Source organism: Roseibium sp. R5 (genome assembly GCF_055755305.1).
The window spans coordinates 1,127,042-1,141,624 of record NZ_CM146910.1; the positions used below are offsets into that span (position 1 = coordinate 1,127,042).

A 14,583-nucleotide genomic window follows, 5' to 3' on the forward strand; every position below is an offset into this window, starting at 1 on the left:
CACCTTTCGAACGGCCGTGCTTCTTGATAAAGAGGCAACTGGAAAGATCTCAAACGGAAAGTTACATGGCTGACACGATTTACGCGTTGTCGAGTGGTGCAGTGCCTTCTGGGGTTGCTGTTATCCGCGTCTCTGGTCCTGAAGTCAGAACTGTTACAGAGGCGCTCTGCGGCAAGACACCCGGGCCACGAAAAACCATGCTTTCGAGACTTCGTGATCCGGCCACCAAAGAGATCATTGATGAGGCTTTGGTCCTTTTCTTTGAGGGGCCTGCAAGTTTCACTGGTGAAGATGTTGTCGAGTTTCAGTGCCACGGTGGTCGGGCCGTTGTTGCTGCGATGCTTCGCGTATTGAGCGACTTTCCAAACTGCCGCCCGGCCGAGCCCGGAGAATTTACCCGCCGCGCCTTTGACCGGGGCCGGATGGACCTGACAGAGGTGGAGGGCCTTGCGGATCTGATTGCTGCTGAAACGGAAAGCCAGCGCAAACAAGCTGTCCGCCAGATGGGCGGCGCCCTCGGATCGCTCTATGAGGATTGGCGCAAGCGGCTCATACACATGAGGGCGATGATTGAAGCGGATTTCGATTTCGCCGATGAAGAGGATGTTCCTGGCAGTGTTGCGGATGAAGTCTGGAAAGAGGCTGCCGCGCTTCGAAAAGAAGTTGCCGATCACCTGGAAAAATCCCGGAGCGGTGAGCGTCTGCGATCCGGCCTGCAAGTGGTCTTGATGGGGGCTCCCAATGCCGGCAAGTCGAGCTTGCTGAATGCAATCGCCGGCCGGGACGTTGCCATTGTCACTGAGGAAGCAGGAACGACCCGGGATGTAATCGAGGTGCATCTTGATCTGGGAGGCTATCCGGTCACTCTAGTCGACACCGCAGGTCTTCGGGAAACAAATGGGATTGTTGAACGGGAAGGTATTCGCCGCGCGGAAGAGCGTGGAAGGCAGGCGGACCTCATTCTTTGGGCTGTTGAGCCAGGTGGCGTAGAAGCGGGGCATTCCCACGCAGGTCTGCCAGAGGATGTCACCAATCAGGTCCCTGTTTGGACGGTGCGGACAAAGGCAGATCTTGAGACTTTTCCGGAACAAGACTCTTCCGGAACAACCAAGGAAATTCCTGCATCGAGCAAGTCTGATGAAGGGATAAAGGGCCTGTTTGATGCCCTGACACGTTTTGCGGAGGAAACGATTTCTGTGGGCGAGGCACCCCTAGCGACACGGGCAAGGCACCGCCACTATCTGACCGTCTGCCTGTCTGGCCTGGGTCAGGCCGTATCGTCAGACCATTTGCCGACGGAACTCCGGGCCGAAGATCTGCGCCGGGCTGCGGACAGTCTTGGACGTATCACCGGCCGGATCGATGTTGAGGATCTACTTGATGTGATCTTTCGGGATTTCTGTATCGGGAAGTAGATTGTTTCACGTGAATCATTTCAGGAAAAGACTGGATCGATTCAGAACCGGAATATGTTTCACGTGAATCATGTCCGCTTTTTGAAACGTAAGGCGACCCGAGCTTCGGCATGGCTTCCTCCCAGTGTCGAAATCTCTTTTGACCTAAGGGGCAGGTCCGGCGTATAAAGGCGGCAACAAGACCGGCTTATGCTGTGTCTGACGCTCCGGTTCAGTTCCGGATATGATCCCGAAATCAGAATGTGAATGGCCGGGCGCACGGCAAGAAGAGCGACCCGGGCAAGCGGTGAGACTATGAACGATCAGGTTCTATCGTTTGATGTTGTGGTAATTGGCGGCGGTCATGCCGGCTGTGAAGCAGCAGCTGCATCTGCGCGCATGGGCGCCAAGACAGCACTGGTGACGCACAAGTTCGAGACCATTGGCGTGATGTCCTGTAACCCCGCGATCGGCGGTTTGGGGAAGGGGCATCTCGTTCGTGAGATCGATGCGCTTGATGGTCTTATGGGACGCGTCGCCGATCAGGGCGGTATTCAGTTCCGCATGCTTAACCGTCGGAAGGGTCCAGCTGTCCGTGGGCCCAGGGCACAGGCAGACCGGAAGCTGTACCGGGAAGCCATGCAGCGTGAGATTGCCGCTATCGAAAACCTCACCGTTGTCGAGGGAGAAGCAGACCAACTTCGGTTCTCTGGCGCTGATGCGGGATCCGTGACAGGTATCGTTCTTGGGTCTGGTCAGGTGATTGACTGCGGCGCAGTTGTTTTGACAAGCGGAACTTTCCTGCGCGGGTTGATCCATATCGGGGACAGAAAGATCCCGGCCGGGCGGTCTGGTGAGGCACCCGCAATGGGGCTGTCTCACTCGCTGGAACAGATTGGTTTTGACCTTGGCCGTTTGAAAACGGGCACACCTGCGCGGTTGGATGGACGGACCATCCATTGGGATCGGCTGGAAGAGCAGCCGGGCGATGAAGAACCGATCCCGTTCTCAACGCTGACGGAAAAGATTTCGATCCCTCAGATACCGTGTCATATCACGCGGACGACGCCGGCAACCCATCAGATAATCCGGGACAATCTTGATCGCTCTGCAATGTATTCCGGTGAGATCAAGGGCCGCGGTCCACGCTATTGCCCATCTATTGAAGACAAAATCGTCCGCTTTGGCGATCGAGATGGCCACCAGATTTTCCTGGAGCCGGAAGGTCTTGATGACCACACGGTTTATCCAAACGGGATTTCCACCTCTCTGCCGGAAGATGCGCAGATCGCCTTTTTGCGCACCATCCCGGGTCTGGAGGACGTTGAAGTCATTCAGCCCGGATATGCCATCGAGTATGATCACGTCGACCCGCGCGAATTGCGGGCAACCCTGGAAGCCAAGCGTTGTGCGGGGCTTTACCTCGCAGGTCAGATCAACGGAACGACCGGCTATGAAGAGGCAGGTGCCCAAGGTCTTGTCGCGGGTTTGAATGCCGCGTTGAAGGTTGCGGACAAGGCGCCGTTTATCGTGGACCGATCTCAAGGCTATATCGGCGTTATGATCGATGATCTCATCACCCGGGGAATTACAGAACCCTATCGCATGTTTACCTCACGGGCGGAGTACAGGCTGTCCCTCAGAGCAGACAATGCAGATCAACGTTTGACGCCTCTCGGAATTGACATCGGCTGTGTGTCCGATGTGCGCCGTTCTGCTTATGAAGCGAAAATGGAGAAGATCTCGGCTGCGCGCGATTTGTTGAAGAGCCTGGCAGTAACCCCGAATGAAGCGACAAAGAGAGGTTTGCCTGTCAATCAGGATGGCGTCCGCCGCTCTGCCTTCGATCTCCTGTCCTATCCGAATGTCACGTTTGAAGGGCTTCAACTGGTATGGCCGGAGCTCGGGCAAATGGATCCTGCAATTGTTGAGCAGGTGACAACGGATGCTCTTTATGCCGTTTACCTGGAGCGGCAAACGGCTGATATCGAGGCTTTGAAGCGCGATGAAGCTTTGGGAATCCCCGATAGTTTCGATTACGAAGCGATTGTCGGGTTGTCCAATGAAGTCAAACAAAAGCTCGCGGATATCCGTCCTGCCACCTTGGGACAGGCGTCGCGCATGGATGGCATAACACCTGCAGCCCTGACGCTGATCCTCTCCCACTTGAAACGCCAGTCTCAGCGAGGGGCGGCCTGATGGGGCGCTCCGTGGTGTTGAATGGTTCTGGAGAGGCTGTGTATAAGTTTGGGGATGTTTCACGTGAAACGTTGGATCGTCTCCAGACTTATGTGGACCTGGTTTTGAAGTGGCAACCCGCACAAAACCTTATTGCGCCCTCTACAATCCCGGACATTTGGACCCGCCATGTAGCAGATAGCTTGCAAACTCAGTGGAGTTATCCAGAGGCGAAGGTCTGGGTCGATATTGGAAGTGGGGGTGGGTTCCCAGGCGTTGTGACGGCGATCCTTCTGGCAGATGAGCCGGATGCTCATGTCCATATGATCGAGAGCAATCAGCGCAAGGCCGCGTTCCTTCGGACGGCTTTGAGAGAGACGGGATCGAGAGGGACTGTCCATGCGGGCCGGATCGAATCGGTAGCGGAAGGGTGGACCTACGGCCCGGTAGACGCGGTTTCGGCGCGTGCCTTGGCCTCTTTGAAACTGCTTTTTGATCTTGCCGAGCCATTTACAGCGCGAGGTGCAAAGGCTGTTTTCCACAAAGGTCAGGATTTTCGGCGTGAACTTGATGAAGTGTCTGACTCTTGGCAGTTCGATCTGGTAGAAAAGGAAAGTGTTGTTGATCCTTTAAGCCGGCTGCTCCTTTTTTCAAACATTTCAGCCCGGTCAGAGTAACCAGGAAGGTGTGGTGGTAATGAACATGCTTCCCGAAATGCCGCGTGTGCTTGCGCTCGCAAACCAGAAGGGCGGGGTTGGTAAAACCACCACGGCCATCAACCTTGGTACTGCGCTTGCCGCAATCGGGGAGAAAGTCCTCGTAATCGATCTTGATCCGCAGGGAAACGCCTCGACGGGTCTTGGGATCGAGCACCGGGACCGTGGCCTGTCGACCTATGAAATCCTGAGCGGCGACTGCTCGATGGACGAAGCGATCCGCGAAACGGCGGTCCAACGCTTGTGGGTAGCCCCGTCCACCATGGACCTTCTTGGCCTGGAACTCGAAATTGCGTCGACCAGCGACCGTGCTTTCCGTCTGCGCAATGCAATCGAAAACCTGACGCATTCCCGGCTCTTCAAGGAAATCGGCTTTACCTATGTCCTCGTAGATTGCCCGCCGTCCTTGAACCTGCTGACGATCAATGCGCTGTCTGCAAGCCACTCAATTTTGGTTCCGTTGCAGTGCGAGTTCTTCGCGCTTGAAGGTCTGAGCCAGTTGCTGAGCACGGTTGAGCAGGTGAAATCAGCTTTGAACCCGGAGCTCAGCATCCACGGTATCGTTCTGACGATGTATGACAGCCGGAACAATCTCTCCAGTCAGGTCGTTGCGGATGTGCGCGAAACGATGGGTGACGCCGTGTATGACACCATCATTCCGCGCAACGTCCGGATCTCCGAGGCACCGTCCTACGGTAAACCGGCGCTTCTTTATGATCTGAAATGTGCCGGAAGCCAGGCGTATCTCCGCCTTGCTTCTGAAATCATTCAGCGAGAGCGGCAGCTGCGCAGCGTTGCGGCCTAAGAACCGCTCGAATCGGGTCCGAATTGACATGTTAGTAGGCTCGGTCAGGCCACATATCGGCTGATCCTTCTTAACTTATTGAAATAAAAAGAAAAAGGTGCGGAATGGCGGACAAGGACGTCAAAAACAAGCGGCTGGGCCGCGGTCTTGCAGCTCTCATTGGCGATTCAGCGCCGGAGGCGTCGCCAGCACCTGAAAAAGTGGTTCGCGATAGCCGGAAGGTCCCGATCGAGCATCTGGAGCCAAACCCGCGCAACCCGCGCAAGACCTTCACAGAGAAGGATCTGGCGGACCTTTCCGAGTCTTTAAAAGCCAAAGGCATCGTGCAGCCGATCCTCGTTCGTCCGGCAGCTGGAAAAGCGAACCGGTTTGAGATCATTGCTGGTGAGCGGCGCTGGAGGGCCGCCCAGCGGGCAGGGCTTCATGAAGCGCCGATCATCATCCGGGACGTCACGGATCAGGAAGCATTAGAGCTCGCAATCATCGAGAATGTGCAGCGGGCAGACCTCAATCCGATTGAAGAAGCGATGGGATATGAGCAGCTGACTGCCGAATTCAGCTACAGCCAGGGTGAGTTGGCGAAGGTCATCGGCAAAAGCCGGAGCCATGTTGCCAACACCATGCGGTTGTTGAAGCTGCCGAATTCAGTCAAAGACTATCTAGCTGAGGGGCTCTTGACGGCTGGTCATGCGCGGGCGCTGATCACCGTTGATGATCCGGCGGCCTTGGCCGAACTGATCGTTGAAAAGGGTCTGACGGTGCGCGATGCGGAAAAGCTCGCTCAGGACCCCGATGCACTGGCGAAATTGAAGGGCGACAAAACCCCGACCGAAAAGCCGCAAAAGGACGCCGATACGAAAGCCTTGGAAAAGCGGCTGGCCGACACATTGGGACTGAAAGTCACCGTTGGCCACAAGCCCGGCAAAGAGTCTGGCGATCTGAAGATCAAATACACGTCTTTGGAACAGCTCGATCAGATTTGCCGGTTGCTGGGCGTTGAAAACCGCTGAGGATTGGCGCGAGACAGATTTGATCAAGGCCGGGATGTCCCGGCCTTTTTTGTCAGCGGCGTTGGCTGCGAGCGCGCGCGGCGCGGCCTACCGTAAGAAGGGCCTCTGAGAGGACCGGAACGCCCAAATTGTCATTCAGACGGGATACCCGCGTTGCCTCACTCAGGATGCCCATGGCCCGTTCCAAGTCCTTAATGGTCCAAATACGGAGCTGCTGGCTGAATTTTGGCTTGCGGCTGAAGAAAATGGGTGGGCGCTGACCGTCGACGACTTGCTGGGCACTTTTTCCAGCATCGATTTCGATTCGCATCCGATGTAAGGATTGGAAGTGTTTGAGCGCCTGATTGGCAATGACCGATGCTTTTGATCCGGCATCCGTCAGGCGTTCCAGTCCATGATCGAGAGTCGACAGATCGCCGCCAGCGGCTGCATCGATCAACTCAGATGTTTCAAACGCCGAGGCATCGCCAATGATGGCTTCCACGTCTTCGCTGTCAATTCGCTCTTTCTGCATGGCGTAGAGGCAGAGCTTCTTGAGTTCGCCCCGGCTGGCCATTCTGTCACCACCCAGAAGACTGTGAAGGGCTGCGCGCGCCTCGCGGGATATGGAGAGGCCAGCTTCGCGTGTTTCCTCATCAATCAAGTGGTCAATGCCGCGGTCGTTGTCCGCATAACACGGCAGCGCGACGGCCCGTTTATGAGGCTCTATCAGCTTGCGCAGGCCGACACCTTTCTTGATGTCGCCGGCTTCCAGAACAACCAAAGTTTGCCAATCATCCAGCTTCAAGACGGGATCGACTGATGGAACCAGGTTTTTCCCGCTAGCATCCTTGACCCACACAATACGGCGGCCACCAAACAGCGGAACGGTCAGCACCTCATCGATCAGACGGTTGCTGTCCGAACTGAGTTCAGAGGCGTCAATCTTTATGAGGTTGAAGGGGTCGCTGTCGCCTTCGGACGCCTTGGCAACAAGCCGGCTAGCGCGCTCGGATACCAAACCGGTGTCCGGGCCGAACACGAGCACAACGCCGCCGCCATCCGGGGGATTGGCGACGAACCGGTCAATCTCCGCGGCCTTGAGCGTGGACACGTGTGCTTTGCCTTTTCTTTATGAACCCTGGTGGGTTGCGAAGTATCCGGCAATCCGGGCTGTGATGTCTTCCGCGACCGCCTTTGCCACACGTTCTTCTGCATCCCGTTGCGCTCTTAAGTTGGCGAAACGCTGGCTGGAGAAGTCATATGAGGCAGATTGGAAGGACCGTCCTGTCATCAGTGTCTTGTTGGTTTCAAGGTCACTCAGGACGAAGGAAGCGTTCATGGTCAAAGTGTAGGCTGACGGAACATCAGAGAACTGTTCAACTGCGACGGAGGCGGTGCTGGTGTCTTCCAGGACTTTCAACCGGTATTTCTTTGCGGGGGCAGTTGTACCACGCTCAAAATTGAAGGTCAGTTCGTTGTAAAGCGTACGGCCAGAGACATCGGTACCAATGGATTCAATATCGATCGCTGCAAGATCGGAGGATACGGTTTGTGTCCCGCCAAAGCCTGTTGCTGTGGTGCCATAGAGCGGGCGGATCTGACACCCGCCTGCCAATGCACCAAAGGCCAAAAGGCTCGCCAGAGCAAGATTTCTGGTAATCCGGCTCGATGTCAAAACCTGGTCAAACAACGACATTGACAATCCTTTGTGGCACAACAATCAGCTTCTTCGGTGACTTCCCGTCCAGCGCCTTTTGAACATAGTCCAGCGCCAAGGTAGCTGCTTCGACCTCCTCTTTGGAAGCCTCTTTTGAAATGCTCAGCTCGCCGCGCCGTTTGCCGTTAATCTGGATCGGATACGTTACTGTATCCTCGGCCAACAACGACGGATCTGCTTCCGGCCATGCCGCTTCGGAGATCAGGCTGTCATGACCCAACGCAGACCAGCATTCTTCTGCGAGGTGCGGCATCATGGGCGCCATCATCTGGACGAGGTAATCAACCGTTTCCCGAACCGCGTATTCCTTGCCCTGATCTTCCAGGCCCTCGTTGAACGCCTTGCTCAACGTATTGACCAGCTCATAAAGGCGCGCAACGGCCCGGTTGAAACCGAGGCCTTCCAGATCGTTTGAGACAGCAGCCAGTGTTTTGTGGGCCGCGCGGCGCAGATCTTCGGCATTTTGAGACATAGCCGGAACAGAGGAATTGCGCGGCTCCGTCTTTTCGGCGATTTCGCCGATCAAACGCCACACGCGTTGTACAAAGCGCCACGCGCCCTGGACACCATCTTCGGTCCAGATGACATCGCGCTCGGGCGGGCTGTCTGACAACATGAACCAACGGGCCGTGTCGGCGCCATATGTGTCGATGATATCGGTCGGGTCGACTGTGTTTTTCTTCGACTTCGACATCTTCTCGATGGAGCCGATGGAAACGGTCTCGCCGCTGTCCAGCATGGATGCAGCACGCTGACCGTCCTTCTCCTCGATCTTGATTTCGGCGGGGGAGACCCATTCGCCGCTGGAGCCGTCGCCGCCGCGCCGGTAGGTCTCATGCGTGACCATCCCTTGCGTGAAGAGGCCCTTGAACGGTTCTTTCAGGTCGAGTGCACCGACCTTTTGCATCGCCCGTGTGAAAAAGCGCGAATACAAGAGGTGCAGGATCGCGTGCTCAATCCCGCCGATATACTGATCGACCGGCAGCCAGTCGGTTGCAGCTTTCGGGTCTGTCGGCTGATCACAGTCTGGTGCGGTAAAACGCGCGAAATACCAAGAGGAGTCGACAAACGTGTCCATCGTATCGGTTTCACGTTTGGCCGGCTTGCCGCAGTTCGGGCAAGCTGTGTCACGCCATGTCGGGTGGCGGTCCAGCGGATTGCCCGGCTTGTCGAAATTGATGTCGTCCGGCAGTTGCACCGGTAGGTTTTCATCCTTTTCCGGAACAACGCCGCAGTCATCACAATGGATGACTGGTATCGGGCAGCCCCAGTAGCGTTGGCGGGAAATGCCCCAGTCGCGCAGGCGGTAATTCACCTGACGCTCGGCCTGCGGCCCATCGTCTACCTTGATGGCTTCCAGCTTGTCCGCGACAGCGTTTTTCGCATCGGCAATCGTCATTCCGTTCATGAAGTCGGAATTGAAGATTGTGCCGTCGTCGGTGTAGGCCTCGTCGCCAATTTCGAAAGTTGCCGGATCGGCGCCTTTCGGCAAGACAACGGGTTTTACGGAGAGGCCATACTTGCGGGCAAAATCCAAGTCGCGCTGATCGTGCGCCGGACACGCGAAGATGGCGCCTGTGCCGTAGTCCATCAGAATGAAATTGGCGACGTAAACCGGCAACTCGATGGAAGCGTCAAGCGGGTGCTTGACCTTGAGACCGGTATCGATGCCTTTCTTCTCAGCCTTTTCAATGGCTTCTTCAGACGTACCGACGCGCCGGCATTCATCGATGAAGTCTTTCAGCTCCGGATTGGTCTCCGCCAGCTTCACCGAAATCGGATGATCCGGAGACAGTCCCATGAAAGACGCGCCATACAATGTGTCTGGCCGTGTGGTGAAGATTTCCAGCGTTGTGTCGCCTGTCGGAGCGGCTTCGATAAACTCAAAGCGGACACGCAGACCTTCGGAGCGCCCAATCCAGTTCTTCTGCATCAGGCGGACTTTGTCCGGCCAGCGATCCAGTGTTTCGATTGCTTCCAGAAGTTCTTCCGAATAATCGGAAATCTTGAAGAACCATTGGGTCAGTTCACGCTGTTCAACGAGTGCGCCGGAGCGCCAGCCGCGGCCATCGATCACCTGCTCGTTGGCAAGGACCGTCATGTCGACTGGGTCCCAGTTGACCTTTGCGTTTTTGCGATAGACCAGCCCAGCTTCCAGAAACTTCAGGAAAAGCGCCTGCTGCTGCTTGTAGTAGGCAACATCACAGGTCGCGAATTCCCGGCTCCAATCAAGGGACAGACCCATGATCTTGAGCTGTTCCCGCATGGTGGCGATGTTCTCATAGGTCCAGTCTTTTGGGTGGACCTTGTTCTGCATCGCAGCGTTCTCAGCCGGCATGCCAAAGGCATCCCAACCCATCGGATGAAGGACGTTGAAGCCCTTGGCACGTTTGAAGCGGGCGACCACATCGCCCATGGCATAGTTGCGGACGTGGCCCATGTGGATCCGGCCGGACGGGTACGGGAACATCTCAAGGACGTAGTATTTGTCGCGTGGATCGTCATTGTGAGTGACGAAGACATCTTTGTCGTTCCAAGTCTTTTGCCAGCGCGCTTCTACTTCGCGCGCATTGTACCGTTCCGTTGCCATCAATTTTGCCGTTTGCTTGCCGCCGGACCCGGCGGATTTCTTGAATGTCTGACTGCGGGACAGTCACCAGAATTCGGTGCCGCGGTCAACATGCCTTAAGTGAACTGTTTCTACCCTGCTGTTTAATGCGCAGAGCGGAGGCCGTAAAGCTATTGTGTTCGGGAATCTGGGCCGGAAACCGAGAGTTCCGTGATGCCTCTATCCCAGATTTCCATCATCCGGAGTGCATCTGGGTTATGGCGGCTGAACATGATGTAAACCGGTATTGTCCGGAACGGTGCACTGCGGTCGATGTTATCCATGTCTTTTCCAAGAAACTGCCGGCCTTGAATGTCACCGGAAACATCATTTTCGATAAAGATATCGGCCCTGTTGTGGAGCAGCATTTTCCAGGCCTGTTCCTCGGTGGCGACCGTTTGGAACACAACATCTGCCTTGTTCAGAACTGTCTCGTACCAGTACCCCTCCACGCCCACGACCGTTAGGGAGCGGCCTTTAAGCTCATCGAATGAAAGCGGCACCAAACCGTTCGGAAAGCGGTCTTTGCGGTAAAAATTAACATCATTCAATTGATCGAGTGGATGCTCGGGATAGATGAAGTCGTCTTCCCGCTCTTGAAGATAGGACCAGGAATAGGTCGCTGGCAGTGTTCCGACCTTTGTCAATTCAAGAGACCGGCGCCATGGATAGAACTCCAGCTTGACCGTATGGCCCTGAGATCCAAAGATTTCTGAGATCAGTTCGCTATGAAGCCCATAACCTGGCGCATTGCTGGAGATGAAGGGAGGCCACTCACCGATGGCAAACGAAAATTCTTCCGAGACAGCTGGAGGCGTCGTAATAATAGACAATATTGCCAGTGTATAAGAAGAAGATATTCTCCAAAACATCCGAGAACCTCAGCAAATATGCATACCCTACTTAATACCTGGACTGCAAAGAAAAGGTAAAATACTGGTCTACCATTATTCTATGGATCTGAATGAGACCGAAGCCAGGTGTAAGATAGAGTTGAACATTCTCTGGATGTTGCAACAGCCTGCTCATAGGACTGGCAGGGTTTTTCATGTCTGCCCTTGCTGCGGATATGACCTGCGTATATGTCACTGAAAACGAGCAATCCCATAAACCAGAGCAGTCTTCATGGCATCCGTTTCAGATCAGCTTTCCAGCGTTCTTTCAGACATTCGCAAGGCAGAAGCAGAGTATGGACGACCCGAAGGCGCCGTGACCTTGATCGCCGTGTCCAAGACGTTTGAAGCAGATGCCATCCGCCCGGCGTTGGAGACAGGTCATCGTGTATTCGGTGAAAACCGTGTTCAGGAAGCCATGGGAAAGTGGCCGGAACTGCGTGGGTCCTTTGACGGGATTGAATTGCATCTCATCGGCCCGTTGCAGTCCAACAAAGCAAAAGAAGCCGTCGCGACGTTTGATGTCGTTCACACGGTGGACCGACCGAAAATCGCAAAGGCCCTTAAAGCTGAAATGAATAAGCAAGGCCGGGATCTGCCGTGCTTCATCCAGGTGAACACCGGAGAAGAACCGCAGAAAGCCGGGATTCCACCGAAAGAGGTCGATCAATTTGTAAAGGAATGCAAGGAGACGGTCGGTTTAAATATCGTCGGATTAATGTGCATTCCGCCGGTGGATGAGGCCCCGGGGGAGCATTTTGCGCTTCTTCAGAAAATCGCTGCGCGCAACGGTCTGTCTCAGATCTCCATGGGCATGTCATCTGACTACGAGACCGCCGTTGGGTTTGGTGCAACCCATGTGCGTGTCGGGTCCGCGATCTTTGGATCCCGGGATTACACCTAAGTGCCGGTCCGCCATATTGCGGTCCGAAATTGCTACTTTTGACAATATTTTGACCAAGGCGTGACTGCCAAAGCTTGGCGGTCACAACAATGCCCCAACAGTTCCTTTGAGCGGCCTTTTGGCCGTCCCGATCTCAAATCAGTGTTCTCTCGCTCCGGTTCACCGGCCGCAGGGGTCTGGTCGAGCGACGGAGCACAAAGACCAAAACTGGAGGTCATATCATGTCCAAGTCTCTCGCAGCCGCCGTGCTTTTCGGTGCCGTTACCGCTACTTCAGCGGTTTTTGCTCAGGGCATGTCTTTTGATGTTGTCGACAGCGACCGGGACGGATTTGTCAGCTTTGATGAAGTCACTGCCGTCATGCCGGATGTAACAGAGGATGCCTTCAAGGCAGCCGATGCAAACCAAGACAACTTGCTCGATCCGGCAGAATTCTCGGCTGTTCAGCCGTAACTGGCTTGGGTGGATCGTAGCTTTCGGACCGCGGAAGGTGCGCGGTTCGCCCAGTAGGGACCATCGCCGGGAGAGGTCACGCCGGCGATGGTTCTCTTCGTTCAGACGTATTTTTTGGCGGATATAGAGGTCCAAGGCTAAAATATTGAAAAAACAATGATTTAATTCTTTCTCCTTCGCGCAGTGAACCCTGTACTTTTGGCCAAGTGGTCAGGGATTTGTTGACCAGAAATTTTTCGTTTGTCAGACTGCCTTCCATAATTGGGAGGAAATCATGAAACCATTCACGTGGGCTCTTGGAGCCGCGATGGCGCTTGGCGTGACTGCCGGCTCATCCTTTGCAGCTGATACAACTTTGCGCATTTCGCTGCAGCTGCCGCTGACAAGCCACCTTGGGCAGAACCTGACCTTGTTCAAGGAAGAAGTGGAGAAGAACTCCAACGGTGATATCGCGGTAGAAATCTACGATTCCGCGCAGCTTTATAAAGACAAGGAAGTGCCCGCTGCCGTTGGGTCCGGCGCGATCGAGATGGGTGTTGCGTCCCTGACCCGGTATGTCGGTGACATTCCGGCTGTCGACATTTTCTATCAGCCGTTTCTTTTTGATACCGAGGACAAGGTTCGCGCAGCTGTTGCTCCGGGATCTCCTGTCCGTGGACCGCTCGATGAGGCCATCAAGGACACCGGATCAACCGTCCTGTGGTGGCAGGCCTATGGTGGTGCGATCATGCTGTCTCAGGACGGACCGATCAAAACACCTGAAGACATGAAAGGCAAAAAAGTCCGTGTCTTCGGCAAGACCCTCGGCGATTTCGTCACCGCTGCGGGCGGCGCTCCAACGCTCATCTCCGGGTCCGAACAGTACCTCGCCTATCAACGCGGAACAGTCGATATCGGCATGACTGGCGTTTCCGGTGTCAAATCCCGGAAGCTTTGGGAAGTCATGGACACCATTACCGTGACCAATCACGCGGACATCGAATTCATTGTCGTTGTGAACACGGATTTCTGGAACGGCCTGCCGGATGCTCACAAGGAAATCATTCAAGCTGCGGCTTTGACAGCCGAAAATGATGTTCGCGACCGCATGTCCCAGATCGAGGCCGATGCGTATGCAGCTGCGGAAGAAAACGGAATGTCCGTTTACAAGCCGACAGCTGAGGAAATCTCTGCCTGGAGAGCGGTCAGCCAACCAGTTTACGACGCTTATGGCGAAAAAGCCGGCGACCTTGGCAAGCAAGTCATGGACGCGGCGCAGAAGCTTTAGGTCGTTTCGACGTGTATATCGTTGAAGCCTATGCGGCGGCCCTGATCCTCACGGTCGCCGCGCAAGCTGCGCCAGGTCCAAACCTGGTTGCCGTAGCAGCTGCCGCCTTGGGGCAAGGTCGCCGTGCGGCCGTTTACGTCACCCTCGGTGTCGCTTCCGGCGTTCTTGTCTGGGTTACGGCTGTTGCGTTCGGGCTGGCTGTCTTATTGGATCTTTTTCCGGCTGTGTTGACAGCCATGAAGATCCTCGGGGGCTGTTATCTTCTTTATGTGGCCGCCAAGGCGGTGCGTTCGGTGTTATGGCCATCGTCTGGTGGGACGATCCGCGCTGCCGGTCAGAAAGCGTCTGATTTCAGAAACTGGCGGTTCGGTTTGTTCGTTGTGCTGAGCAATCCCAAGGCCGGCTTGATGTGGATTGCTGTCGCATCCTTTCTGTTCGGTCAGGGTTTAGAAGCACCAACCGTCCTTGCTTTCGGGCCGCTTGGGGCCGTTTCAGCCTTCCTTGTCTACGGCGCTTACGCTCTGCTCTTTTCGACGGGTCGGATGACCCTGGCCTATCAAAAATTCCAACGGGGATTTGAGGCTGCATTCGCTGCGGCCTTCGGCGCAATGGGCGCTGCTCTCATTCTTTCAGGATTGCGCGAAGCGCATCGGTAAC

The 14,583-nt window shown here is 55.4% G+C and carries 13 protein-coding genes; 9 read left to right on the forward strand and 4 right to left on the reverse strand.

Annotated elements, in window-relative coordinates; translation table 11 throughout:
* Positions 1-65: 65 nt before the first annotated feature.
* The 5 genes from mnmE (at position 66) to AC0J4F_RS05115 (ending at position 6,103) form a co-directional block, all read left to right on the forward strand.
* Positions 66-1,415: a tRNA uridine-5-carboxymethylaminomethyl(34) synthesis GTPase MnmE gene (mnmE, locus tag AC0J4F_RS05095; protein ID WP_473025611.1), complete on the forward strand. Its 1,350-nt coding sequence runs from the start codon at positions 66-68 to the stop codon at positions 1,413-1,415.
* A 294-nt stretch (positions 1,416-1,709) separates the two neighbouring features.
* Positions 1,710-3,593 carry a tRNA uridine-5-carboxymethylaminomethyl(34) synthesis enzyme MnmG gene (gene mnmG / locus AC0J4F_RS05100; RefSeq protein WP_473025612.1) on the forward strand — a complete coding sequence of 628 codons (1,884 nt, stop codon included), beginning with the start codon at positions 1,710-1,712 and terminating at the stop codon, positions 3,591-3,593.
* A gap of 71 nt (positions 3,594-3,664) precedes the next feature.
* On the forward strand, positions 3,665-4,249 hold the full coding sequence (gene rsmG / locus AC0J4F_RS05105; RefSeq protein ID WP_473026406.1) for a 16S rRNA (guanine(527)-N(7))-methyltransferase RsmG: 585 nt from the start codon (positions 3,665-3,667) through the stop codon (positions 4,247-4,249).
* 19 nt (positions 4,250-4,268) lie between these two features.
* Positions 4,269-5,093: a ParA family protein gene (locus AC0J4F_RS05110; protein ID WP_133952734.1), complete on the forward strand. Its 825-nt coding sequence runs from the start codon at positions 4,269-4,271 to the stop codon at positions 5,091-5,093.
* Positions 5,094-5,197: 104 nt separating this feature from the next.
* On the forward strand, positions 5,198-6,103 hold the full coding sequence (locus AC0J4F_RS05115) for a ParB/RepB/Spo0J family partition protein (protein WP_133952735.1): 906 nt from the start codon (positions 5,198-5,200) through the stop codon (positions 6,101-6,103).
* 52 nt (positions 6,104-6,155) lie between these two features.
* Here AC0J4F_RS05115 and holA read toward each other — a convergent pair whose 3' ends face one another.
* The 4 genes from holA to AC0J4F_RS05135 form a co-directional block, all read right to left on the reverse strand.
* Positions 6,156-7,196, reverse strand: a complete 1,041-nt coding sequence (holA, locus tag AC0J4F_RS05120) for a DNA polymerase III subunit delta (protein ID WP_133952736.1) — start codon at positions 7,194-7,196, stop codon at positions 6,156-6,158.
* 18 nt (positions 7,197-7,214) lie between these two features.
* Positions 7,215-7,781: an LPS assembly lipoprotein LptE gene (gene lptE / locus AC0J4F_RS05125; RefSeq protein WP_306149169.1), complete on the reverse strand. Its 567-nt coding sequence runs from the start codon at positions 7,779-7,781 to the stop codon at positions 7,215-7,217.
* Positions 7,768-10,392 carry a leucine--tRNA ligase gene (gene leuS, locus AC0J4F_RS05130; RefSeq protein WP_133952737.1) on the reverse strand — a complete coding sequence of 875 codons (2,625 nt, stop codon included), beginning with the start codon at positions 10,390-10,392 and terminating at the stop codon, positions 7,768-7,770. Before leuS ends, lptE begins: the two co-directional genes overlap by 14 nt.
* A 149-nt stretch (positions 10,393-10,541) precedes the next feature.
* On the reverse strand, positions 10,542-11,243 hold the full coding sequence (locus AC0J4F_RS05135; protein WP_473025613.1) for a substrate-binding periplasmic protein: 702 nt from the start codon (positions 11,241-11,243) through the stop codon (positions 10,542-10,544).
* A 292-nt stretch (positions 11,244-11,535) separates the two neighbouring features.
* On the opposite strand from AC0J4F_RS05135, the gene AC0J4F_RS05140 reads away from it, so the two are divergent.
* The 4 genes from AC0J4F_RS05140 to AC0J4F_RS05155 all read left to right on the forward strand — a co-directional run bounded on the left by AC0J4F_RS05140 (position 11,536) and on the right by AC0J4F_RS05155 (position 14,582).
* Positions 11,536-12,207: a YggS family pyridoxal phosphate-dependent enzyme gene (locus AC0J4F_RS05140; protein ID WP_473025614.1), complete on the forward strand. Its 672-nt coding sequence runs from the start codon at positions 11,536-11,538 to the stop codon at positions 12,205-12,207.
* Between the two features lie 221 nt (positions 12,208-12,428).
* The gene (locus tag AC0J4F_RS05145) at positions 12,429-12,659 is read left to right on the forward strand and encodes a PLC family EF-hand domain-containing protein (protein ID WP_133952739.1); all 231 of its coding nucleotides are present in this window, start codon (positions 12,429-12,431) and stop codon (positions 12,657-12,659) included.
* A 274-nt stretch (positions 12,660-12,933) separates the two neighbouring features.
* Positions 12,934-13,926 carry a TRAP transporter substrate-binding protein gene (locus AC0J4F_RS05150; protein ID WP_133952740.1) on the forward strand — a complete coding sequence of 331 codons (993 nt, stop codon included), beginning with the start codon at positions 12,934-12,936 and terminating at the stop codon, positions 13,924-13,926.
* Positions 13,927-13,937: 11 nt separating this feature from the next.
* Positions 13,938-14,582: a LysE family translocator gene (locus AC0J4F_RS05155; protein ID WP_133952741.1), complete on the forward strand. Its 645-nt coding sequence runs from the start codon at positions 13,938-13,940 to the stop codon at positions 14,580-14,582.
* The last annotated feature ends 1 nt before the right edge of the window (position 14,583 follow it).